This is a genomic window from Cytobacillus spartinae, from assembly GCF_042865285.1.
Classification (GTDB): domain Bacteria; phylum Bacillota; class Bacilli; order Bacillales; family Cytobacillaceae; genus Robertmurraya_A; species Robertmurraya_A spartinae.
This window is the reverse complement of record NZ_JBIACK010000001.1, coordinates 304,266-327,742: the sequence shown is the minus strand read 5'-3', so window position 1 is coordinate 327,742 and position 23,477 is coordinate 304,266. Positions and strand designations below refer to the sequence as shown.

19 protein-coding genes are annotated in these 23,477 nt (G+C 36.0%); 5 read left to right on the top strand and 14 right to left on the bottom strand.

Annotated elements, in window-relative coordinates; genetic code table 11:
• The first annotated feature begins 21 nt into the window (after window positions 1-21).
• The gene (locus ACFYKX_RS01510) at window positions 22-558 is read left to right on the top strand and encodes a pyridoxamine 5'-phosphate oxidase family protein (protein ID WP_389358989.1); all 537 of its coding nucleotides are present in this window, start codon (window positions 22-24) and stop codon (window positions 556-558) included.
• 41 nt (window positions 559-599) lie between these two features.
• Here the strand turns inward: ACFYKX_RS01510 and ACFYKX_RS01505 are convergent, their stop codons facing one another.
• The 3 genes from ACFYKX_RS01505 to ACFYKX_RS01495 all read right to left on the bottom strand — a co-directional run bounded on the left by ACFYKX_RS01505 (window position 600) and on the right by ACFYKX_RS01495 (window position 4,019).
• Entirely contained in the window at window positions 600-1,445 is an 846-nt protein-coding gene (locus ACFYKX_RS01505; RefSeq protein WP_389357372.1) for a GNAT family N-acetyltransferase, read from the bottom strand.
• Window positions 1,446-1,771: 326 nt separating this feature from the next.
• Window positions 1,772-2,731, bottom strand: coding sequence for an aldo/keto reductase family protein (locus ACFYKX_RS01500; protein WP_389357370.1), 960 nt, complete (start codon window positions 2,729-2,731; stop codon window positions 1,772-1,774).
• Between the two features lie 172 nt (window positions 2,732-2,903).
• A complete protein-coding gene (locus ACFYKX_RS01495) occupies window positions 2,904-4,019 on the bottom strand; it encodes a phosphatidylglycerol lysyltransferase domain-containing protein (protein WP_389357368.1) in 1,116 nt (371 codons plus the stop codon).
• A gap of 334 nt (window positions 4,020-4,353) precedes the next feature.
• Here ACFYKX_RS01495 and ACFYKX_RS01490 point away from each other — a divergent pair, with 334 nt between their 5' ends.
• Together ACFYKX_RS01490 and ACFYKX_RS01485 are read left to right on the top strand one after the other, a co-directional pair.
• Entirely contained in the window at window positions 4,354-5,322 is a 969-nt protein-coding gene (locus ACFYKX_RS01490) for a processed acidic surface protein (protein ID WP_389357366.1), read from the top strand.
• Window positions 5,322-5,939 carry a class D sortase gene (locus ACFYKX_RS01485; RefSeq protein WP_389357364.1) on the top strand — a complete coding sequence of 206 codons (618 nt, stop codon included), beginning with the start codon at window positions 5,322-5,324 and terminating at the stop codon, window positions 5,937-5,939. The genes ACFYKX_RS01490 and ACFYKX_RS01485 overlap by 1 nt, the downstream gene beginning before the upstream one ends.
• A gap of 104 nt (window positions 5,940-6,043) precedes the next feature.
• Here the strand turns inward: ACFYKX_RS01485 and mscL are convergent, their stop codons facing one another.
• The 3 genes from mscL to ACFYKX_RS01470 form a co-directional block, all read right to left on the bottom strand.
• Window positions 6,044-6,580: a large conductance mechanosensitive channel protein MscL gene (gene mscL / locus ACFYKX_RS01480; protein ID WP_389358987.1), complete on the bottom strand. Its 537-nt coding sequence runs from the start codon at window positions 6,578-6,580 to the stop codon at window positions 6,044-6,046.
• Window positions 6,581-6,989: 409 nt separating this feature from the next.
• Window positions 6,990-7,427 carry a peptidylprolyl isomerase gene (locus ACFYKX_RS01475; protein ID WP_389357362.1) on the bottom strand — a complete coding sequence of 146 codons (438 nt, stop codon included), beginning with the start codon at window positions 7,425-7,427 and terminating at the stop codon, window positions 6,990-6,992.
• Window positions 7,428-7,573: 146 nt separating this feature from the next.
• Entirely contained in the window at window positions 7,574-10,972 is a 3,399-nt protein-coding gene (locus ACFYKX_RS01470; protein WP_389357360.1) for a DUF2157 domain-containing protein, read from the bottom strand.
• A 339-nt stretch (window positions 10,973-11,311) separates the two neighbouring features.
• Between ACFYKX_RS01470 and ACFYKX_RS01465 the strand changes: the two genes are divergently transcribed.
• Window positions 11,312-12,682 (top strand): dipeptidase, encoded by a 1,371-nt coding sequence (locus tag ACFYKX_RS01465; RefSeq protein ID WP_389358985.1) that lies wholly within the window; start codon window positions 11,312-11,314, stop codon window positions 12,680-12,682.
• A 118-nt stretch (window positions 12,683-12,800) separates the two neighbouring features.
• Here ACFYKX_RS01465 and helD read toward each other — a convergent pair whose 3' ends face one another.
• The 4 genes from helD to pdxR all read right to left on the bottom strand — a co-directional run bounded on the left by helD (window position 12,801) and on the right by pdxR (window position 19,190).
• Window positions 12,801-15,143, bottom strand: a complete 2,343-nt coding sequence (gene helD, locus ACFYKX_RS01460) for an RNA polymerase recycling motor HelD (protein WP_389357358.1) — start codon at window positions 15,141-15,143, stop codon at window positions 12,801-12,803.
• Window positions 15,144-15,350: 207 nt separating this feature from the next.
• Window positions 15,351-16,601, bottom strand: coding sequence for an MFS transporter (locus tag ACFYKX_RS01455; RefSeq protein WP_389357356.1), 1,251 nt, complete (start codon window positions 16,599-16,601; stop codon window positions 15,351-15,353).
• Window positions 16,602-16,766: 165 nt separating this feature from the next.
• Window positions 16,767-17,720 (bottom strand): Gfo/Idh/MocA family protein, encoded by a 954-nt coding sequence (locus ACFYKX_RS01450; RefSeq protein WP_389357354.1) that lies wholly within the window; start codon window positions 17,718-17,720, stop codon window positions 16,767-16,769.
• A 69-nt stretch (window positions 17,721-17,789) separates the two neighbouring features.
• Complete coding sequence (gene pdxR / locus ACFYKX_RS01445; RefSeq protein ID WP_389357352.1) at window positions 17,790-19,190, bottom strand: MocR-like pyridoxine biosynthesis transcription factor PdxR; 1,401 nt, start codon at window positions 19,188-19,190, stop codon at window positions 17,790-17,792.
• 118 nt (window positions 19,191-19,308) lie between these two features.
• Between pdxR and ACFYKX_RS01440 the strand changes: the two genes are divergently transcribed.
• Window positions 19,309-19,734 (top strand): GNAT family N-acetyltransferase, encoded by a 426-nt coding sequence (locus ACFYKX_RS01440; protein WP_389357350.1) that lies wholly within the window; start codon window positions 19,309-19,311, stop codon window positions 19,732-19,734.
• A gap of 83 nt (window positions 19,735-19,817) precedes the next feature.
• On the opposite strand, the gene ACFYKX_RS01435 is transcribed toward ACFYKX_RS01440, so the two are convergent.
• From ACFYKX_RS01435 to ACFYKX_RS01420, 4 genes are all read right to left on the bottom strand, one after another.
• Window positions 19,818-21,095 (bottom strand): ATP-binding protein, encoded by a 1,278-nt coding sequence (locus ACFYKX_RS01435; RefSeq protein ID WP_389357348.1) that lies wholly within the window; start codon window positions 21,093-21,095, stop codon window positions 19,818-19,820.
• Window positions 21,096-21,231: 136 nt separating this feature from the next.
• Entirely contained in the window at window positions 21,232-21,468 is a 237-nt protein-coding gene (locus tag ACFYKX_RS01430) for a hypothetical protein (protein ID WP_389357346.1), read from the bottom strand.
• Window positions 21,469-21,544: 76 nt separating this feature from the next.
• Window positions 21,545-22,393, bottom strand: a complete 849-nt coding sequence (locus ACFYKX_RS01425) for a hypothetical protein (protein WP_389357344.1) — start codon at window positions 22,391-22,393, stop codon at window positions 21,545-21,547.
• A gap of 109 nt (window positions 22,394-22,502) precedes the next feature.
• Window positions 22,503-23,462, bottom strand: coding sequence for an ATP-grasp domain-containing protein (locus ACFYKX_RS01420; protein ID WP_389357342.1), 960 nt, complete (start codon window positions 23,460-23,462; stop codon window positions 22,503-22,505).
• Window positions 23,463-23,477 lie beyond the last annotated feature (15 nt).

Sequence of the window (23,477 nt, the reverse complement as noted above, 5' to 3'; positions counted from 1 at the left end):
AGATGTGAGAAAATGTATACAATGAGACAGCAAAAATTAGAATGTACGAACGAGGAGAAAATAAATGAATTCTTAACAACAGCGAAAACAGGCTTTCTTGGTCTTGTTGATGGAAAACACCCATATGTGGTTCCGTTAAATTTTGTTTACTACCAAGGTTCAATCTATGTACACGGAGCGTCGGAAGGTCGAAAAATCGATATTCTGCAAGATAATAGAAATGCGTGTTTTACCGTTAGTGAAGACTTTGGAACAATGGTTCACCCTGTACCTGCACATACAGATACTGCTTTTATGAGTGTTATGGTGTTTGGAAGTGTTGAATTCGTTGAAGATTTAGAAGAAGCAACTGGTGCCATGCAAGCGATGCTCAACAAATACGTTCCGGGCTATTATAACAATCCACTGGCAGCTTCCCATGTTGAAAAGTACCGTTCTTCTTTAGGAAGTAAGACAGCCGTTATTAAAATCACCCCAGATAAACTGACTGCGAAGGAAAATGCATTAAACGATAAGATGAATTTCAAACCAGGTAGAAATGTTATAGAAGACCTTTAATGAGAAAGGGAGTCCAAACCTAACTGGACTCCTCTCTATGATTATTTACTCTTTCCAAAACTCACCCTATAATCTACATACCTATACAATCTATAAGCAATCGGCCTAAAACCTTGCTTCGGCCAAAACGTCGAAGATAACAAGTTGGTCATACGATAGTCTGTTATACAGTAGTCATATCCCTCTGATTTCGCTTCCTTTAGTCCATGTTTCACCAGGATAGATCCTATACCGTGACCTCTTGCCTCCTCTACAGTTGCCCCAACTCCCAGTTCGATCGTTTTTTCAGGAGTAATCATATTAGTATCTGAAGGCTTAGAAGGCCAAAATGCTTGAAATCCCAGGATTTTCGCATTATCTTCAGCCACCCACACTTTTACCATTTCTTCTGTAAGGAGTTCTGCATACCCGTCCTTAAGCTGTCGAATTTCTTCAGGCATATACGGAGCCCATACGGGTGAACCCGCTTGATATGTCATAATTGTTGGCGCTAATTCTCTAATAGCCATTTCGTCGCTTTCCTCAGCTAAACGAATTGTTATATTCTTATCAGCGTGTACTTCTGTCAGCTCTGGAATTTCCAAGAGGGCATGTACTTGTTGGTGTCCGAACCCTAGGCGGAACCACGCATCGATGACATCTAAGTCCCCTGCTGGAACAAGACTATAATGGTGAAAATATCCTTCTCTTACCCAATCGTCACCTAGTCTAGCATACATGTTCCGAGCTACTTCTGAACGTACTCCTTCTCTCAACGCATGCCCGCCATACTCAATCCAAGTATGACGCCCTCTAGTGTGATCCATTTTTCTAAGCCCCATTAAAAACCCTTGAAGTTTCCCATTCTCAAAAGCACCAATCCCAGTAGCACGCTCGTTCTTGCACATTTCTTCTATTATTTTTACGCAAGCCTCCTTATGTTCAAACCGTTCAGGCAACAATTCTAATGCTAACCTATTTTTTTGTGTCTCCCCGATAAAAGTTCTGACATTTCTTCTATATGACTTGATGTAACTTCTATGTATTCCATGGCCAAAAGCCTCCTAATTTATCTGAAGCAATATATTCAACCTATCTAGGACTTTTCCTTCTCGTATCGTGGAATTTACCTTCAAAAATATCTAGTCTAACGGAAAAGAATCAATTACTAGACTTAGAACATGGAAGAGTGGTCTCAAAAAGTAAACCATTAGATACAAAAAATCCCTACTTTTTAACGTAGGGAAATTCTTTGTGCTAAAACCTTTTCGACCTCTTCTATCACTGTCTTGTTCAACGTTTTCCTAACTGCCTTCAAGTTCAATTCTAGCTGTCTGACACTTGAAATCCCCATAATCGCACTAGCAACATTCTTTTTCCTTAATACCCAAAGAATAGCCAACTCACTTAAGGAAAAATCATATTGATTAGCAATTTCATCTAAATTTTTCACCACGTCCATATTTTCCTTTGTATATAATTGATGAAAAAACTTATTTACTCCCTGCTGGTTTGCACGACTATTTTCTGAGGTACCGTTGTTGTATTTCCCTGTTAAAATCCCTTGAGCAAGCGGGCTGAACACTACTTGAGATACACCAAGCTTTTCTGAGGCAGGGATCATTTCTTTTTCAATACCTCTTTTTAACAAGCTATATTCACACTGACTGACAATAATTCGATCCAATAGTTTTTGGTCAGCAATCCGAATCGCTTCATTTATCTGTTCAGCGCTCCAGTTACTAACCCCAGCGTACAAAACCGTTCCTTGCCTAATTAAATCATCTATTGCTCTAAGCGTTTCTTCAATAGGTGTATTCTTATCAAAGCTATGGCAATAAAAAACATCTATATAATCTGTATCTAATCTCTTTAGGCTCTTATGTGCTTGCTCAATAATGTGCTTACGAGAAAGCCCTTTATCATTTGGTCCATCTCCAACCCGAAAATACGCCTTTGTTCCGATAACCGTCGATAATCTCGGGATAGACTTCAAAGCCCTACCTAAGATTTCTTCTGCTAATCCACCTTGATATACATTGGCAGTATCAAAGAAGTTAATGCCATTTTCAAAGGCTTTTTGGATAATCGAGATAGACTCTTTTTCGGTTAATTTTTCGCCAAAGGTAAGATACGTACCAAGTCCGAGTTCACTCACCTTTAGCCCTGACCTTCCTAATCCCCTGTAATTCATTTCATACACCCTCTCTTATACTGTTTTTCGATAGTAAAGTATTGGATAACATTTTTGCATCTAAATAAAAATACTGCGACTGTGTGTTACAGAGGATTGACGGTGCACCGATGTAGCTATTAATCCACCAATGACAAATCATATTAAAAAACCACCTCTAGGAGGCGGCTTCTTAGGCAACTTTTTTAAGCATTTTCTTTATATAGTTCGGTCTAATTTTATTCGTATTCTTCTTATTAAAGTGAATCAAGTATACAAGTTGTAATAACAAAACCGGTAAAAAGGTGCGTTTGTAAACTAAATATCTCGGTTCCCAAAGAGGAGAAAATTTATTTTTGTATTCAAACAAACCTTTAAAATTATAGAACGTATTTCCATAGTGGAATGTGAAGCGTGCTATTTTCTCCAATTTAGTTGATGACTGCTCTGAGCCCATATGAGACAACGGAGCCATCCCCATACTACACCAATCATACCCATGTTCTTTACACCAACTAAAAATCGAGATAAAGAGCATGTCCATTGTTCCGTTAGGACTATCCTGCATATATCTCATTAAGTCTATGGTAATGGTCTTATCTTCCTTTTGATCATCACAAGCTAAAGTTGCAAACGCTATAGGCTGATCCGTTTCATTCACCAAAATTGCCAACGGAAATCTTGAAATGTATTGCTCACAAAAATAACCAACGGAGAAACCCTTTTCTTTTCGTTCTCCTAACCATGAATCAGATATCGTTCTAATTTGATTTATAAACTCGTCTGTATATGGAGGTTCAACAATTTTGAATTTATATCCACTTTTTTCAAATTTATTTTTGCTCGTACGAAGCTTCCCAACCTTTTTTCCAACTAATGTAAAATCGTGCAGGTTAATCCTCGCTTCTTCCCCGAGTTTAAACAGCTCGTAACCTGCTTCTTTATAGGCTGATAAAAACTTTTTTGAGGCCTGATAGAAAACTGGTTGCAGAAAATTCAGATTTGCATATTCCACAAATTCCAAAATCGCTTTTTTTACATGATTTTCTTTGCCGACCGGATCACCTAATACAATCAATTTATTGCCAACTTTTTGATAGATAATTAATGAGTCCTTATCCTTGGTCCAGAACACTCTTTTATCATTAATAAAAGTTAAATGAGAAACATGATTTCCACCATTTATTTTCAAAAACGCATTTACTTCGTCCAAATCTACTTGCTGGGACTCCACATTATTTTTATTTTTCAAGAAGAAGAAATATATAAATGCTATCAATAAAATAACAGTACTAATAATTAGTATCATGAAGCCCTCCTTGCTTAGGATTTGTCCTCCAAATCAATACGATAGCACAAAAGTTTAGATAGTGCGAGGGGGTTTTAATAAAAAATTTTTACACTTTTTAGCTAATCATTTACCTTAAAATCTACATTCATAAAAACTTCCAATTCATTGTATTTTTTTCAACCTTTAACAAACAATACCACTGAACATGGCTATTATTTCGAAGTATTTTCTTGGAAGTGAATTTTTTATTATTCCAATTTCAAGAAGATTTGTATCTAGGTTTTCATCTAAAGAAACTTGGAACAATTCTACGAAAAGCCGGGTCAAAAAAAGGAATTGGAGGAAGAATTAAATGAGGAAGATAGCAGTTATATTTATAAGTTTTTTACTTTTGTCTAACCTATTTGTTTCTAACGTGTTAGCAGCCATTACGGAGGCGGAAGTTTATACCGTTCTTACCGAAAAAGGAATGGATCGTGAAACTTTACAGGATATGCTTGACTACTATGAATATTCACTAGAAGATTTCGAATCAACAGAAGACTTAAGTATGTTTATCGGAACTCCTATTACGCCAGAAAGTATACAACAACTTTTAACTGATTACGGGATGACAAGAGAAGAGTTAGACGCACTTCTAGCAGAGTACGGATCATCTGTTGAAGAGGAATGGTCCATCGAAGATATTGAAATTGCACTTGATTTTTACCAAGGTCACGAAAGTGAAATGGCTAGTCTAGAGGAATTTCTAGATGCTGTCGGACTAACGGAAGATGAAATCCATACACTTTTTGCCCATTTCGAAGCACTAGATCAGTTATCCCTTGAACAACAAATGGAGAATATCGGGACAAGATTAGAAGCACTAATGATGTTAGATCCTGAAGCTGAACTAACAGATGAGCAAAAACAGGAGATTATTTCAGTTTGGGAAGACATGATTGCAATTTTAAACGTAAGTCCGACTTTTTATCTTGTAGATGCTGGTGGTACAAGAAACCCAATTACATTTGGGGAATTAGCTATGATGGAAGAATTCGATGGGAATGGTCTATTGATTGAACTTTACACATTAAGTGGTGACTTGCTTTTAGATATGCAAGTTTCTGCAGAAATGTTATCTGGAGACTTTGCCATCAATGCTGGAGAAAAGTTAACTGACGTTGGAGACATTGCTGGAGAATTAACCATTTTGAAACATGAACGCATGCCCGATACTGCATCAACCTATGGTCTAAACATATTACTTGGATTATTTATTGTATTTGTTGGAATCTCCTTATTAGTTATTAGAAACAAATCCGTGAAACAGGTGGAATAATGAAAGCGGATTTTTCAAGAGTTATATCCCTTACTTTAATCACATTTGGGCTTTTAATAGTCGGATGGAACTCGATTTCATTTCTACAAGGGTATTTATCTGTAGAAAATATAGAGTATACGAAAGCGGACGTTGAAAGAGTTAGCCAGCCACAGATGAAGGGTAAAGAGCTAAAGAAGAAAGAATTGACACTATATCCTAACAAACCTTTGGAAGGGGAAAAACTTGGAGAGCTTACCATACCTAAATTGAATCGAGTCTTCCCTATTTATGAAGGTACCTCTGCTGAAGTATTAAAAAAGGGGGTAGGACATTTTTCAAAAAGTGTCCTACCTGGTGAAAGTAATAATTCGATTTTATCAGGACATCGAGATACTGTTTTTCGAGGGTTAGGAGAACTAAAGATTCATGACCCTCTTGTTGTTACAACGGATTTCGGGGAATTTCTTTACAAAATAAGAAGAATTAAAATCGTTGATGCAGAAGATCGTACCGTAATGACCCCAAAACCAAAGGGGACGCTTACCGTTACGACTTGCTACCCTTTTTATTTTATTGGGGATGCTCCGCAAAGATATGTAATCACAGCTGACTTGATCTCATCAAAACGGAACTAGCTTTGTGTTAGGCACTTTCCTGAATGGAAGGTGCTTTTTTTGGTTTTAAAGGCCAAACAACAAGCTGGGAGGTATCTGAATATCGTTGGAATCGACCCATATTTTCATGCTTTTATATTAATTTTGATCTTTCTTGTATTCCGAATGGGTTCCTCTTCTAATTTATTTACAACGGGCTCTGGTTTCTTTTTATCAGTAGGTTTTGTTTCTTCAATATCAGATGTACATAAAGGACATCTGATTGCTCGAACTGGGATATTTGAAAAACACACGGGGCATTCCTTTGAAGACATGGAAACAGCTGGTGCCTTTTTGATCCTATTGACTTGTAGAATCGCAAAATACGTCGCGAACGCCACGATGGCAAAATGAATAATCGAATCGATAAATAAACCATAATTAATGGTTACAGCACCAGCCTCTTTTGCATCAGCGAGGGTTTTATAATGACCTCCAGATAAATTTATATATAAATTAGAGAAATTCACATGCCCTAATACTAATCCAATTGGTGGCATAATAATGTCTGATACAAATGAATCTACTATTTTTACGAAGGCTGTCCCTACAATAACCCCAATGGCCATATCTACAACCGTGCCACGCACAGCAAACTCTTTGAAATTCTTAAAAAACTGGATACTCCATCACCTCTTTACAACTCTATCTCTATGAACCATTCTATGAATTAGAGTGATAGAAAATGATAGTTTTTTGCAATGAGGCTTAGGGTGACGCCTTTCTAGGCAGCTTTACTAAAAATTACAAGCACGGGGATTTAAATTTTGAGAAAGAGGATTTATAGACCAATAAAAGTGCAGGATCGTTATTTATATTTTGGAAAGAGGAAATTATAAAACACTCGAAGTGCATTTCGTTATTTATATTCCGGGGAAGAGAAATTATAGAGCATCCAATGCAGGATACTGTTATTTATATTTTAGAAAAAAGAAATTATAGAGCACTCAAAGTGCAATATTTCCAGATTACTGGTACTTATAGCCCCAAAAAATCAAAAGAAGCCCACAAAAAGTGAGCTTCTCCTAAATCTTACTCTTCAATTACACGTACTTCTTTCATTTTGTCGCCTTGTTGAATGTCATCTACATATTCCATTCCTTCGACAACTTTACCGAAGACAGTGTGAACACCATTTAAATGTGGTTGTGGCTCATATACGATGAAGAATTGAGATCCACCAGTATCTTTACCAGCATGTGCCATAGACAGTGATCCACGCTCGTGCTTGTGTGGGTTTCCTGCAGTTTCACATTTGATTGAGTATCCTGGGCCACCAGTTCCTGTACCGTGTGGGCAACCACCTTGTGCTACGAAACCAGGAATGACACGGTGGAAGTTTAATCCGTTATAGAAACCTTCTTTGATTAGTTTTTCAAAGTTTTCTACTGTTCCAGGTGCTTCATTTTGGAATAATTCAACTTTAACTTGTCCGCCTTTTTCTAAATCAATAACAGCGTATTTGCTCATATGTATGAACCCCTTTCAAAATCAATATGAAGAACTTACCACTAGATTATACAGAACGCTCACCTCATACACAAGCCAACAGCAATCTACATATAAAAAATCCTGTTTTCCTGAAAAAAAGAGGCCAACTCCAAAGAAGTTAACCCCTAATTCCATTGTTTCAAAGTGTGCAACACTTTTTCTTTTAAACGTACAAAAACAGTCTTTTCTCCCTTCGCATTCTTCTGCTTATGCCATTCATACAAGCTTGCTACCGTAATTAATATGGAACCAGCAATAACAAGATACCCCCACCAAGGAAGATTTCCCCAGTACGGTCTTGTTTGTAACATAACATTTAATAAAAGTACCCCTGTTCCAACAAAGAAGTACGCTTTTATCCGTAAGAAGACACCAACAAGTAACGAGATTAATGATAAAGACCCCAGAATAACAGCATCATAGATTGTGGAACTTTCCAATCCATCTTGAACCAACAATAGTGCCACAACCACTAGCACACCCCACTGTAGTCGACTCGTTATAAAGGAGTATTTTTTCCTTAAACAAATTTGCAAATAGATTACTAACCCGATCAATGGCAATACATATAATTCCCTTTCAAATAATACCGGGATTTGAATATCTTCTAACAGCGTATAGTATGGTTGTAATAAGTATCCCCCTGATAAAAATGCTGGAATCCAACTCCATTCAGAAGGTATTCTTCTTCTTTGCATGATCAATCCGAAAGAAATCATCACCCCCGGGAGGACTTTTGTTACCAAATCGTCACCAGTGAATAAATAGGATATGGCAAAGAAAAAGAAGGACATCACGGTATATGCATCAACATACTTAAAGGCGAGTTTCTCATTTGAAACGATAAATGTTTTATATAGTATTTTTCCGATGATAAGTAGAAGTACACCAATAAACGACAGTATTAAAACTTTATAGATATCCGTAAATGTTTGCTCACTCACATACTGGTAGGTTCCGTTAAATACAAACACTAGTGGAATGATGCTTAAAAAATCCCACTTAATACGATGTACGAAAACCAGTAATCCAACTGCATAAAAGACCGTGGTTATAAAAACAAACGTAGTAAACGGATAGATTGACACAACAGAAAACAGTCCTATGATCGTAAAGGGTACTAAGTAATACGCCGTTCTCTTTTTATATGCACCATCTACTATGAACCAATATACAACAATAAGAATACTTGTAATGAAGTAAGCAAATTCTCCTCTAAATAAATCTTGTCTTTCAACAAACGTTACTATCGTGAGAAAAAGTGACGTAAATGAGCTATATAAAAATACTTTTAGCTTCCACTCCGCACTTGAAGATAGAGTGCTAATTGTATAAAGCACAAATGCCATCATAAAACTCCAAATTGCCTCTTCACCGTAAAATAATGAAGTTATAGCCAAGCTAATAGGCAAATAAACATGACCTAAATAAGCATATGCTTGCAATAAATTTTCGTCTTTTTTTCGGAATACTAGCGATACGATTAACAAAAGTATAGCGGCCCCGACAAATTGTATATATTTATAGAAACCAAATTCGCCTATCAATTTATATAGCGAATATAAGGCCGTCATATAAGCAATAAGAGTCATCCCGCTCATCAAATAGGCAAAAAAACTGAACTTAACGGAACGATAGAGTACATAATACATTCCGACAGCTCCTACAACAATCAGTGTTCGAAATAAATCACTGATTGGGAAGAAGAACGCAAAAATAATACTAAATGTATAGAGAATATGCGAAAGATAAAAGCTGTTCTTTTTCAAATTGACTGACTTAAACAAGAAATGACTTACTAAAACGACAATGCTTCCTAAAACAAAGTTTGTCGCTATCCCCAGCTCTTCTCGGTAAAAAGTAGAATTCACCCTCACTTCTTCCCCTAACGCCACTAGCGCAAGTCCAAGTGAAATTGGGATCAACCAAGGTGTAGCTTCTTTGAATAACACTCGTTTTTCTACCTTAGAGGTTACAAATAACCCTACGCATACTAACAGAAACATAATAGTTAGGCTCCACCATTCCTCGCTAATAACTCCTGTTGAAATCATTAGGTACATAATGATTAACCCAACATCTCTAGAACTTTGTTGAACGACCTTTATATATGGCCACTTTATAATCGCTCCTAGCAGAACAAACAACACGAACCCGATTAGGTATACCGGTAGAATCATTGACTCAAAGCCAACTCTACTATCTAACAATCGAACCACTTCAAATAGAGCTGAAGCTATGAAAATGGGTGATAAATATTGAAAAAGATAATTCTTAGTTGCCTTGCTCAGGTACAGAAAATTCCCTGCAATCACAAAGTAAGCAACTAGCAATAAAAACGATGGCTCACTCATCCTTATGATGAAGCTTTCCACCGTAATAAAAAGAAATGCAAAGCCTGATATGATGGCACTCGTCCATCTAAAGATGCTTTCCCATGGATATCGGTTATCAAGTGCTTTAGGAAATGCTAAAAACATGATTCCTACAAGGGCATAAACAACCTCACTATACTGCTCCAATATTGAGAATTCCACCAATTGATAGATTCCATAGACAATCATGGCGCTAAAAACGAAATGAAACTCTTTACGCCCCGTTACATACACCATGGAAATATAGATTATCCCTGTTAATACAAGGTTAAATCCGTAGAAAAGATTCTCTTCATAAAAGAAAAGCATAAGTAGCGTAGACAGAACTAGATTACATTGTGCGAACACAAGTAGCTCTTTACAAAAAAGTTTTAAATTTTCTTTTTGCTTGTTCAAATGATATCCACCTATTAACAATGCGTTGAATATCATTATTCCGAGATAAAAACCGTCCACACTAACATTTAAAGCCAATAATAGGAAACCTGTTCCTACCGTTAAACTAATATAAGTAAACCATACGAATAACCGTGATGTTAATTTATGAGAAATATAAATATATACAGGCAAAAGTAAGTAACTGCTTAAACTAGAAAATATATGTCGTCCATCGCCTTCAAAAGATAAATACTCCCCTACCAATTGAAACCATCCAACCGATAGTAGAAAAATAGGTAAAAATAAACTCCCTAATACCGTAAAAGCAAAAGCAGTTTTATCAATTTTCACAACTTTTCTAGAGATAGCTGCTATCCCGTAAAATAATAGAGCAACTAACCCAATGGAACCCGCTTTCATCCAATTGCTCATATTCTCCCAATTACTGGTCGCAACAAATAATCCACCTATTAAAAGCAGAATAACACCCAAATTTAAAAGCCAAGTAATATTTCTTTCTCTAATCTGCTCTGGTGATCGTTTTTTCTTCTCTTTTACTTTTCTTACTTGTTTAGGCTGTATGACTACCTTCTCTACTTCTACAGATTGAGAAATCTTTTCTTCTCTTCGCGCTAAATTTTCATAAAATCGCTCATGTGCATTGAGGACATTTTCATGCATATAAGGAGAAATATACTCCCCCTCTTTAAGTAAGCTTAGTTCCTCTTTAAAAATCTTCTTTCTCTGCTCTCTTGAAAAAGGCTGCATCATGATCCCTCCTCTATGTATATGTATATGATCCATTTATTCTTTTAGTGTAATTTTACACCATTATTTTAAAATTTCAACATCTGTAACAAATTTTTTCTCAAAAGTTGTTTTTAGTATTAGGCTGTTTTCGATTAAATTGTTATTATTCGTATATAATCTCCAGCACGGATTCTACGCTACCTCGTGGCATCTTTTCTTCCTAAAATAAAGAAAAAAGCACCATGATCAGTTTAAAAGCAGTTTAAAGTACAAAGTTTACGAAAAGAGCCTAGTATTTAGAAGGAAAATGTTGATTATTAGGGAATATTATCAATTAGTATGATAAGGAGGTAAAAGATGATGGACCAAAAAATAGTAAATTACTTAAATGAACATAAAGATTTACACTTAGAGGAATTGTTTGAATTTCTCGCGATTCCTAGTATTAGCGCGATACCAGACCATAAAGAAGATGTAAAAAAGGCTGCTAATTGGACTGCTGAAGCACTACATAAGATCGGCTTAGAAAATGTGAATGTATACTCAACTAAAGGTCACCCTGTTGTCTATGGTGAATGGATGAAGGCTGAAGGAAAGCCTACGGTCTTAATCTATGGACATTATGATGTACAACCTGTAGATCCCCTTGAACTTTGGGATTCCCCTCCCTTTGAAGCAGAAATTCGGGACGAGAAAATTTTTGCTAGAGGAGCAAGTGACGATAAAGGTCAAACATTTATGCACATAAAAGCCATTGAAGCAATCCTTAAAACCACTGGCACACTCCCATTAAATGTGAAATTCTGCATTGAAGGAGAAGAAGAAATCGGAAGCCCTAATCTTCCATCATTTGTTGAGGAAAACAAAGAGCTTTTATCCTCTGATGTGATTGTAATCTCAGACACCAGTATGCTAGAAAGAGGAAAGCCTGCTATTTGTTACGGACTCAGAGGTTTATGCGGCTTACAAATTGATGTAAAGGGGCCGAATAGTGATCTTCATTCTGGTCTATATGGCGGTGCTGTTCAAAACCCTATTCATGCTCTCGTTGAGATTGTTAACTCATTCCATAATAGCCAAGGAGAAATAACAGTAGAAGGTTTTTACGATCGTGTCGAGGAAATAACCAACAATGAAAGAGAAGCTTTTAAAGCAGTACTAGATGATGAAAACCTATTGAAACAGTTAGGTTTAAATGAACTTTATGGAGAAAAAGATTTTAACACGATCGAAAGATTATTTGTTAGACCGACATTAGAAGTAAACGGTATTTATGGTGGTTTTCAAGGAGATGGCATAAAAACAGTTATTCCTTCAAAGGCTTCTGCTAAAATCACTTGCCGACTCGTACCAAACCAAGATCCAAATGAAATTGTAGAACTGATTCAGAAACATATCGAAGAAAGAATACCTAAAGGAGTAGAAGTAAGCATATCACTTTTCGATAAGGGCTATCCTTTTGTAACACCTTTTGATCATCCAGCCATCCAAGCGGCCGGTCGTGCTTATGAGGAAGTGTACAAGGTTCCGACAGCTTATATTAGAGGTGGGGGCTCCATTCCAATTGTTGCGACATTCGATCAAATTTTAAAGACACCAGTTGTACTAATGGGATTCGGATTGCCAACAGAAAACTTCCACGCTCCGAACGAACATTTCCACGTAGAAAACTACGAAAAAGGGATGGAGACAATTTGTCACTATTGGTATGAGTTAGAAAAATCACTATAAGAATCTGAAAAGCACCTCGGGTAGTGACCTCTAGAAGTTAAATTTCTACTCTAACTTCTGGAGGTCACTAACTGGATGGTGTCTCTTTTAGTATTGAAAGGTAAAAAAAGCCCCCTAATTAGAGGACTTTACTGGAAATCTCTAGATAATCTTTACTGTCTGAAAGAAGAGGACTAATTTCTTCTGTTGTATAGAGATGTAATTCATGCATAGCTCTCGTGCATGCCGTGTAAAACAAACGCCGCTCGCTTTCCCTATGATAACTTTTACTGGAAGCATCATAGATTAGCACCGCATCGAATTCAATTCCCTTTGCCAAATAAGAAGGAATGACTAATACCCCTTGCTCAAAAGAAATCGTTCCTTTCTCAATAAGCTTAAGTGGGAGCTCATCTTTTAACGAATGAAACGCTTCTTGGCTTTCTTTTGCTGTCTTACAGATGATTGCGATTGTCTTGTGACCCTGTTCCTTAAGATTATTAACCTTTCTAACTAAGGAAGTATGTAAATCATCTTGATCTTTTACGATAGTTAGTGTCGGTTTATTTCCTTCTCGGTTGAAAGGTTCAATCAATGATCCATCCTTTAAGAGCGATTTCGTAAACTCTCCAATCGGTCGAGTAGATCGATAGCTTCGCGTCAGGATAATGGATTCTTTATCTTCCTCAATAAAATTTAGAGGCAAAATGGAGGTTGCTTCACTAGAATGAGCAAAAATCCCTTGATTGATGTCACCAAGTAAGGTCATTTTGCTATAAGGGAATAGTTCACGAATATAGGCAAATTGCAAGGGCGAATAATCCTGTGCCTCATCAATAAATACATGCTTTACAGAAGAGGATCCTTTTCGACCTTCTATATGGTCCTTTAAATAGACGAAAGGTGTTGCGTCTTCATATGTTAACTCTGAAGAGGATAGCTTCACTTGACTGATTCGGCATATGTCTTTCCAATCATCATTCACTAGAAGCGCTGCCTTCTCGACCGTCTCCTGAGTAAACAATTGATTATAAATATGGATATAGTCGATAAATCTGAACTTTTTCACTTGCCTTATTATAGGTTTAAAATAACGACTAACCAATACTTCTGACAGAACCTTCTCTTCTCTTTCCTGATCATCAAATGTATCTTCGTTGAACTTTTTATCCTTTTGAAGCTTCTTAAAAGCATCTAAGTAATCTTCCTTCTCCAGAAATTGAATTTCTTCTTTTACCCAATCCTGTTCTCTTTCTCTTTTCTTAAACTTTCTAATCTCCTTTAAAAGCCATTCTTGTAAAAGGGCCATCCGATTTGGAATCGAATAACTTTTATCATAGGTGTAGAACTTATCTTTAATTTGTTCCGCAGAGATTAGAAGCTTATTTTTCACCATGATATCTTTAAAAAGAAGACCTTCATTAGAAAGATACTTCAAATACTGATCCATGATCTCTTTAAACTGCAGATTGGATTTAAAGCTGATACTTTTAATCCGAGTGACATATTCTTCTGTTTCTTCCCCGTTTAGGATATATTCAACTTGCATAAAAGCATCCTCAAGATGGATTGATTTTTCAATGCGACTTGTTAAATACTCTAAGAATGTAGCTTGTTGCATATTTTCTTCTCCAAGCTCAGGAAGAACAGTGGCAACATAGCTATTAAATAGTGGATTGGGTGAAAACAACATAATATTTTGTGAAGTTAGAATCCCTCTATAACGATAAAGTAAATACGCCACACGTTGAAGGGCCGCAGACGTTTTTCCACTACCTGCCACACCTTGTACTAGGAGGACCTTACTTTTTTCATTTCGAATGATTTGATTTTGTTCTTTTTGAATCGTCGCTACTATGCTCTTCATTTGTGTATTAGCGTTATTCCCTAACACTTCTTGCAGTATTTCATCCCCAATGGTTATCCCTGTATCAAACATTCCTTCAATTTTACTGTTACGGATAATAAATTGTCGTTTTAATTCCATTTCTCCTTTAATGTTTCCTTCTAGAGTGTTGTACTCTGCTTTTCCAGGAGAATAATCATAATAAATGCTCGAAATCGGAGCACGCCAATCGTATATTAAGAAATTTTCTTCATTCTGATCCATCAGGGATGTGATCCCTAAATAAATCGATTCGCTTTTCTGTTCACCATCTTCTTTAAAATCAACACGACCAAAGTAAGGAGAATATTTTAACCTTCCTAAGGTCTTAAGTTCTTTCCCTAGATGACTTTGACTTCTCTCTCTTTCTGATAAAAGTTGCGCCTGCTGCTTAATACTGAAATACGTTTCAATCATGTCATCTGGTTCATCAACATTTACAGTCACGTCATTCCAAAAAGTTTTGCGAATTTCAAGAGCATCAGAACTTATTTTCTGCACTTGTTGTGATAAGTGGTTTACTTTTTGATTAATTTCTTTTACCACTGAATCTACACGGTTTTGCTCAAAATGCTTATCCATTTGTTCTTTACCCATGAAACCACTCCTAAATATTTTTTCAGTCTAATGCTTGACAATTAGAATATTATTGTGTTAATGTTATTATAGGATATTTATTAACAAAATTAATTTTTATGTCAAAAAACATTAGACCGCCTCTCATTCTAGCATGCAAAAGCTGGAAATGCAAGGCGGTTTTTATTTTTATGTATGTAATAAAAATAACAACATCCGAAGATGCTGTTATGGTGTAGATGGTCCGCCAATCTTTAGCACTTTTTGTTGATTTCTTAAGTAGAGATACAAGCCAAAGAATAGAAAGGCACTTGCCCCCCTCAAGACAGATGAGATGGTCATTGCAAAATCCATACTTACTGTTTCTAACAAGAAAACACCAAACTGAGGTGCAATAAAAGCCACCAATGCTAACAAGATATTATAATTAGAAATACAAGTACTTCTATTGTCCTCTTTTGTTACCTCTAACAATTGGTTAAATAAAATTAAAACCGTCCCCGATACAAATAATCCTGAGAACGCATTTACAGCTACTAAGTATACCAAATCCGTCGAAAGGATGGTCAGAAACGGAGCACTAGCCATCCCTACCGCTACTAAAATAAGCATTTTCGCATTTGAATGCTTATCAGCCATTCTTCCCCACCATTTGTAACTAACTATTTGTGCAATTTGGTTAGCAACCGCAAATAAACTAACCCATAATCCAGTTGCTAATGCATATTTGATTTGATAAATACTAAATAACGACCAAGCCATCTGCCAGCCGAAATTAAAAAATAGTCCACAGATTAAAAAATATACATAAGGCTTGTGTTTAAACACTTCCCAGCCAAATGAAAGTCCTTTTTTGATCTGCTTCCTAACTTTTTTCTCTTCTTTATGCTTAAGCAAATAGTAGACTTCTACAATTCCAAAAAGAAATCCTACCAAAAAAAGTAACTGGTATGGAAATGGATTACTAGAATTGAATTGTTGTAGCATGATTCCTATAATGAAGGTGGAAATCATCCCAACTATGGTCAAAACTCTATTACGATCACTAAAAAAACCGCTTCTTCGATTATCTGGAATCAAATCACCAATTAAAGATTGCCAGCTTAAGTTAGCAAACGAACCTGGTAGATTCATAAATCCCACTAGAAGTACAAACACCCAGCCCCTATACTCGACTGGCAGATAAATGACAAAGAACATGAACAATAAAAATAATCTAGTAAATAAAAATGAAATAGCAGTGAATTTCTTCTTTTCTTCCATTCTATTCAACAACAGCGAGCCAATAAACATCGCGAACATCCCGATAAATTGCGGCAATGAACTAATGAGCCCCACTTGATAGTTACTTACGCCTAGTACACTTATTGCGAACAATGCAAAATAATTGTTACTTATATTTAGTACAATGGTAGTAGCAATTCCATTCTTAATGCTTAACTTCTCATTTAACGCGTTAATTCTTTCACTATGCGCCATCTTTCCTCAGCTTCTTCCTGTATTCCTTATTCTGTTATCATCGTAATCATACTCCCACTTAATCCATCTGGCAATAGTTTTCTTTCGATTCCCGAAGAATTATTTTTACAAATATCGACCTGTTATTACTAGGACAAAAAAAATAAAGCAGAATTAAATCCTGCTTTACTCTCCTAATAATTGCTCTAATACTTTTTGTACTGCATATCCTTCATGGAAACTTGCAATTTGTGCTTGTTGACCCTCAATGGCTTTAATTAATTCCATAATAATATCTAATTGTTCAGTTCTCTCAATAGGAAGAACAGTAGTTGGTTTATCGCCGATACTTTGCGAAAGAACGCTCCAATTTGTTAGATCTAGCGTACCTTTATCTCCAAAAACTTTAAACGATATATGCTCTTTCTCACCAATTCCACTCAAACCATTGAAGAGAATGGGTGTGCCATTCTTAAGCTCCATTCTAGCAATAAACCCTGTCTCACATAGATTTGGATCTTCTGGATAATCAACAAATGACTTCACATTACCTATTTCTCCAAAAACATCATAAATCATATGAATGTAATGAGGAGCTACTTCACGAATAAAGCCTCCCTGCTCACGACTAGATATCCACATATTCTTTTGCCAAGGACGAGGCCATTCTGTAAAATGCATTTGCACTTCAATTCTCTTAACCTCACCGATTTCTCCACTAAGGATCTTCGTTTTAAACGTTTGAAAAACATTGCTATAAATCATTGGAAAATTCATCGCATGTATGACATTTGCGTCTAATGCCGCCTCTAACATTTCCTTTGCTTCACCTTCAGTGTTAGCTAAAGGTTTTTCGCAAAATAGATGTTTTCCGCTCTTTAGAATGTCTAAAGCAATTTTATGATGAAACTCCGGCGGTACAGCTAAGTATACTAGATCAATATTTTCTTGCTTAAGTAACTCCTTATAATCGATGTACACCGACACTTCCTCAAGTTCACTTTTCAATTCGTTTAAGCGACTTTCATTTTGATCACAAACGGCAACTAATTCAGTTCCTGAATGATATAAAAACTTACGTAAAACTCTTTCTCCTATAGCACCTATGCCGATGATTGCAACATTTAAATTTCTTTTCATTTTTAGCACCTCTCATCATGTTGAACAATAAATGTATTATAACGATAATTAAGACAATTGTGAAATATTTTAAAACCATGCTTGATGTAAGCGCTCAATGCCTTCCATAATTTCTGTTTCAGACAATCCACCGAAACCAAGGAGGATTTGCGGAAACTCTGTTGGATTGTCACCGAAATAATACACGGAAGAAGGATATACTTTGACGCAATGATTTTCTGCCTTTTGTATTAAAGAGTCTTCTGTCTCAGCTAAATGAACTTGAAGTAAAATATGGAGACCTGAATCAATCCCAATCACTTTAACCCTATCTTCAAATTTTTCTAGAATGGTCTTTTGTAACACTTTTTGCTTTTTACGATATAGGGTCCTCATCTTATTCAGGTGTCTTCCCCAATGTCCTTCTTTCATAAATAACTCCAACGCCTTCTGGTTAACTCTAGAGACGGTTTGTTTTTGAAAAATAATATGATCATAGTGTTTTACAATAAAATGTTTTGGTAGGACAATGTAGCTAATCCGTAAAGAAGGAATAAACGATTTTGAAAAAGTACCTAGATAAATGACTCGATCATATGTATCAAGACCTTGTAAGGCCGGAATTGGCTTTCCGCGATATCGAAACTCCCCATCATAATCGTCCTCTAAAATATAGGCATTATTTTCATTTGCCCATTCTAAGAGCTTATACCTTTTTTGAATATTTAGGATACCTCCTGTGGGAAACTGATGTGATGGAGTTACATATACTAAATTTGCATTTGTATTTGTCAAATCATCTACTTTTAGACCATCTACTTCAACATCAATCGGTATAATCTTCATTCCATGTGATCGTATAGTCTCTCTAGACCTATGAAAACAAGGCTCTTCTAATGCACAAACCGCTTCTCTCCCCATCAATCTGCATATGAGGCCTAGTAAATATTGAGTTCCTGCTCCAACTACAATTTGTTCAGCTGTACATTTTACACCTCTAGATTGATACAAATAGTGAGCTATCTCCTCCCTAAGCTCTACCTCACCTTGGGAATGACCTCCAAGAAGCAATTCCTTCTCTTCTATTTGCAGGCATTGAATCATAAGTTTTTTCCATGTTTTATAGGGAAAATAATTTAAATCAACATGACCTTGGCTAAAGTCATATTTGAATGAAGGACTCTCTTCTATAGGGTCTTTTAGTATATTTATTTGTTTGTGTTGATGATGCAAAATGGAATCACTTATATCCGCTACAAATAGACCTACTCTAGGAACGCTCTCCACATATCCTTCAGCGATTAGTTGTGCTAAGGCATTTTCTACTGTGTTTCTACTTGTTGATAAATACTCTGCAAGTTTTCTTTTGGACGGAAGTTGAGTCCCTTTTTCTATGTTATTTTTTTCAATTTGTTGCTTTATAAATTCGTATAACTGAATGTACAAGGGTGTTTCTAGTTTTTCATCTAGTATAGGGGTTAACTCAAACATAATGACACTCCTCTGGCCCCATCAAAAATTTTATTTCTGGTTCTTTTGGTGATACCAATAACCACTTATGATTATTTTGTAGAAATCTAAGTTATTTGTAAAGAAGGAGTTGTTTGCTTTGTTTGAAACTAAGCAATTAATCACAATGGAAGAAGTATTAGAAGGTTATAAGTTAATGCGGGAATTAAGACCGGAATTAAAAGAGGAACAATTTCTGAATCTATTAGAAGAAATGCAACCTCAAGGCTATAAGATGTTTGCATTATATGACAAAAACGACCTTGTTGCCCTCGCAGGAGTCGGAATCATTACTAACTTTTATTATGGAAGACATGTCTGGGTTTATGACCTAGTAACAACTAGTAAAAAGAGATCAAAAGGATACGGAGAGTATCTTCTGAGTTCCATTGAAAATTGGGGTGTTGAACATGGATGCATTACCATCGCCCTATCCTCTGCCCTTCATCGAAAAGACGCTCACCGCTTTTATGAAGAGAAAATGAGCTATACCATACCAAGCTATGTGTTTAAAAAAACATTATAAATGACTAAGGGGTCTTCCTCAGTGGAAGGCCCCTCATAAACGATTCATGTAGTAAACCTTTGGAATAAATCTTGATAGGTGGATCATTTTTCATCATTTCTACCTACTTCATCAGGATTACGCAATTGGATTGTTACCTCGGTTCCCGATCCCTCTTCGCTCCTATAAGAGATTTTTCCATTCATAGACTCAATAATTCGAATAGAAACCATAGTCCCTAATCCTGTCCCTTTGTCTTTGGTAGTATAGAACAGTGTTCCTAATCTAGAAAGTTGGTCTTTTGTCATTCCTTTTCCGCTATCTTTAATCCGTATCCGAACCATATCATTCTTTTCTTCTAATGTTATGATTACTTCTCCACCATTGTTCGTCGCCTCAATTGCATTCTTAATGATGTTGACGATAGCTTGTTTAAATTGATCTCGATCTGCGAGTAAAAGTTGATCAGAGTCTAGAATGCTTCTTAACTCGACGCCTTGTTTTAAAGCTAGTGGTTCTAATAACTGTTGTACATCAAGTAAGAGTCCTTTAATAAGGAATTTCTCTTTCTTTTCATATTGTGGTTTCGCGAAGCTTAAGTAATCATTTATAATCGCTTCTGCACGCCCGAGCTCCCCCAGCACTAATGTAAGATACTGATAATTTTCTCCCTTTTCCTTCTGTTGCATGAGTTGAAGGAATCCTTTGACTACCGTTAGTGGATTTCGTACTTCATGAGCAATGGAGGCAGCAAGCTCACCGAGTGTATTAAACTTTTCTGCTCGTCGAATCTCCTGTTTCATCATGATTCTTTCGATTATCATTTCATTTAATTTTGCAGCAAAACCGATTGCAAGAATGTTGATAAAACCAAATATCAAAATATAGCTGATCAGTTCAGAAAAGTTTACAGCTGATGGATTAAAAACAAACCAAAAGATTAGAATTCCCAATTGCATAACAGCCGGCCAAAACCCGATTGTAATTGCAGTGAGAATCCTCTTCCTTGGACTCTTTTTCCAGAATCTATTCAAAATAGAATATGCAAATGGAACAATGACCGAAATAATAGCACTTATATATCCGAAGAGCAATGCTTCTCCACCAATGAAGGTTCTCGTTCCAAGGATAAACAGAAAGACTATTCCGCCTGCTATAGGACCACTATATAGAAATGCTAGTACTAGAGGAACGTACCGCAAGTCCCAATATAATTCGAAATTGTAAACAGGAAATGTCATACAAAGGAGAGCTGTTCCTCCCTGCAACAAACCACAAATGTATGAATTGATTTGTTTCCCTTTGTTTTCAATAAAGAAACTATAAATGAGGATGGGGGCAAAAATAATTAATACGTGTAATAATAACTTCTCCGCGAGCATAGTATCTTCCTCACTATAAGAAAATTTCTTAGTAGTAAGATACGACAAAGTGTGACGGATTCCTTTATATTTACCGAAAATTCTTAATACTTTATAAAAAAATGGTGTAGACAAATACTCATCTACACCATTTTTCTTACTTTACATTTTGCAGTACCATATATAATCTTCTATTTCTTGTTTCCCTCTCCTCGTTCGACGATAAATCATACTTTTTCAATAAGTGAAAGACATCATTTAGAAGCTCCTGAGTATGTTCTTTCGTGAAAAAGCTCTCAAATAATGGCTTCATTTCACTTGGCAAGTATTCAGACTGTGATTCATATTTACTTTTGACATCTTCAAGTGAATGATCAAGATTACATTCTCCCATTATAAAACCTCCCATTATCAAAGTAATAACTAAAAATATCATACCCTTTAAAATAGGTTATATGTTAATACACCTTTTATTTATAAAAATTACACATTAACACATCAGAAAGAGTTTGCTTGTAATTTTTCCCCTCATAGTTGGAATTATTAATTTTAACTTTTTTTATCCCTAGTGAATCATAAATTTCTTCTTCTAATAATCTCCTTGCTTCAAGCACTTTAATGGTACCTTCTATACCTTTATATCCTTTGGCTTTTCCATAGCCCTGATTTGTATAGTAATTCACAAATCCTTCTGACCATTCCTGCGGTCTTTCTTGAATGGCCTTCTTAAAAGAAAACTCAAGATCATCTTGTTCTACATAGATTAAAAGTGGGTCTAGTCCTTTAATGACCTCTTGTAATCTATGAACATAATCTCTTACCACTTCTTTCGACGCATTATATTTAATCATCCCTACCGTAACAGGGTTCTGAATAAAGCAACATTCGAAAATATAAGTTTTATTTTCGTTGAGTGCATGTTGTGCAAACTCCGTCCATTTGTCTACAATAAGATTTATATTTTGATCCAAAGCAAGTTCATATATATCTTTTTTAAAAATCTCATTAAATAATTCAGTAGAAAGCTTAGACCCATATTCATTTTTCATCTTTTGATATGGTAGAAAGTACTTATCCCCTTTTTCTACCACATTATTTTGTAAAATATCCTTAACCTCTAAATGGTTGGATAATAGGTGTTGTAATTCAGCCTCTGTATGGCAAGAGACACCATCATAATCAGCAGGATGATCCAAATTACCTTCTAAAAATAGTTGATTTTTAATCCCTTTTTCCTCTAAAAGATCTCGAATAAAGTTAGCAGTGGTCGATTTTCCGAACCCTGGTAACCCTTCAACGATAATTAATTTTGTATTCAAAAAAAGAACCTCCTTTAAAACCTTCATAAAGGTTATTCGCTCTCTTAAACAGATAATCCTTTTACATAGCATCAAAAACAACACGCATTAGGACGTGTTGTTCTTTAAATTAGCTATTAATTAGTGTCCCTTTTTCAAGTTTCTTTAGCTCAGACCCAAGAAATTTTGCTACCTCAAGCATTCCGAATTTCCCCGATACCCTCTCTGCATCTGAGTTATAATTTGTATTGGTATTTACATCATACGTATAGATTTCTCCATCAGCATTTCGAATAAATTCAATCCCTGCAACTGCAATCTTATTCTCCTGAAGGAACTTTTCATATAATTCAATGATCGGATCATGTAGATCCACTACTTGAAACTTAGGTTTTTCTTGTGGAGCTTCCTCTCCTACTGGGCAAAATAAATCTCCAATTTGGCAGGCATCTGCGGGGCAAAGTTCAAACCCTTCAGATGTATCCACTTGAACAGCATAGACGAACTTACCACCAACAAACTCACATCTTGTTATGAATGGCTCAGGTGATTGAATATATTCTTGTACAAGCGTAATTCCATCCACCGGTTCTTCAAATGTTGGTCCGTCCACGTATTCTCTTAAGCTATCAATAGAATGAAATAATTGAACTCCTAGGCCCTTTCCAGCTCTATTGTGCTTCGTAATAAAGGATCCTGCCTCCAGCTTTACAGCCGCTTCTAAGATTTGCCCTCTCCCTACTGCAGCAATGGTTTTTGGTGTTCTTATTCCAACTGCGTTTAAAGCCATATATTGATTAACCTTACTGACTTCAAGTCGTAATGCACGACTACCGTTGAAAACCTTTCGATTATTTCTCTCTAACCAAGCCAAAACAGATTCGGTTAACTCTGGTGCGTAGCGATGATTTCTCGTATGTGATGAAGCGCTCATTCGGCTATAAAAAACACCCTGAGGTGGCTCTGATGATAAATCGACAACTCCTTGATCCAAATGCCACTCTTCATATGGAAGACCTAACTCTTCTAATCTATTTGTTAAATGAATGGTCCATTCACTATTTTCATGTAAGACATATATTTTATTCAACGTATTCCCTCATTT

Coding starts and splice junctions, on each gene's coding strand:
- ACFYKX_RS01470 (WP_389357360.1), bottom strand. CDS start 10,972: ATGATGCAGCCTTTTTCAAGAGAGCAGAGAAAGAAGATTTTTAAAGAG.
- ACFYKX_RS01450 (WP_389357354.1), bottom strand. CDS start 17,720: ATGAAAAGAAATTTAAATGTTGCAATCATCGGCATAGGTGCTATAGGA.
- ACFYKX_RS01475 (WP_389357362.1), bottom strand. CDS start 7,427: ATGAGCAAATACGCTGTTATTGATTTAGAAAAAGGCGGACAAGTTAAA.
- ACFYKX_RS01485 (WP_389357364.1), top strand. CDS start 5,322: ATGAAAGCGGATTTTTCAAGAGTTATATCCCTTACTTTAATCACATTT.
- ACFYKX_RS01430 (WP_389357346.1), bottom strand. CDS start 21,468: ATGGGAGAATGTAATCTTGATCATTCACTTGAAGATGTCAAAAGTAAA.
- ACFYKX_RS01465 (WP_389358985.1), top strand. CDS start 11,312: ATGGACCAAAAAATAGTAAATTACTTAAATGAACATAAAGATTTACAC.
- ACFYKX_RS01505 (WP_389357372.1), bottom strand. CDS start 1,445: ATGTGCAAGAACGAGCGTGCTACTGGGATTGGTGCTTTTGAGAATGGG.
- ACFYKX_RS01495 (WP_389357368.1), bottom strand. CDS start 4,019: ATGATACTAATTATTAGTACTGTTATTTTATTGATAGCATTTATATAT.
- pdxR (WP_389357352.1), bottom strand. CDS start 19,190: ATGTTTGAGTTAACCCCTATACTAGATGAAAAACTAGAAACACCCTTG.
- ACFYKX_RS01435 (WP_389357348.1), bottom strand. CDS start 21,095: ATGCTCGCGGAGAAGTTATTATTACACGTATTAATTATTTTTGCCCCC.
- helD (WP_389357358.1), bottom strand. CDS start 15,143: ATGGGTAAAGAACAAATGGATAAGCATTTTGAGCAAAACCGTGTAGAT.
- ACFYKX_RS01510 (WP_389358989.1), top strand. CDS start 22: ATGAGACAGCAAAAATTAGAATGTACGAACGAGGAGAAAATAAATGAA.
- ACFYKX_RS01490 (WP_389357366.1), top strand. CDS start 4,354: ATGAGGAAGATAGCAGTTATATTTATAAGTTTTTTACTTTTGTCTAAC.
- ACFYKX_RS01500 (WP_389357370.1), bottom strand. CDS start 2,731: ATGAATTACAGGGGATTAGGAAGGTCAGGGCTAAAGGTGAGTGAACTC.
- ACFYKX_RS01455 (WP_389357356.1), bottom strand. CDS start 16,601: ATGGCGCATAGTGAAAGAATTAACGCGTTAAATGAGAAGTTAAGCATT.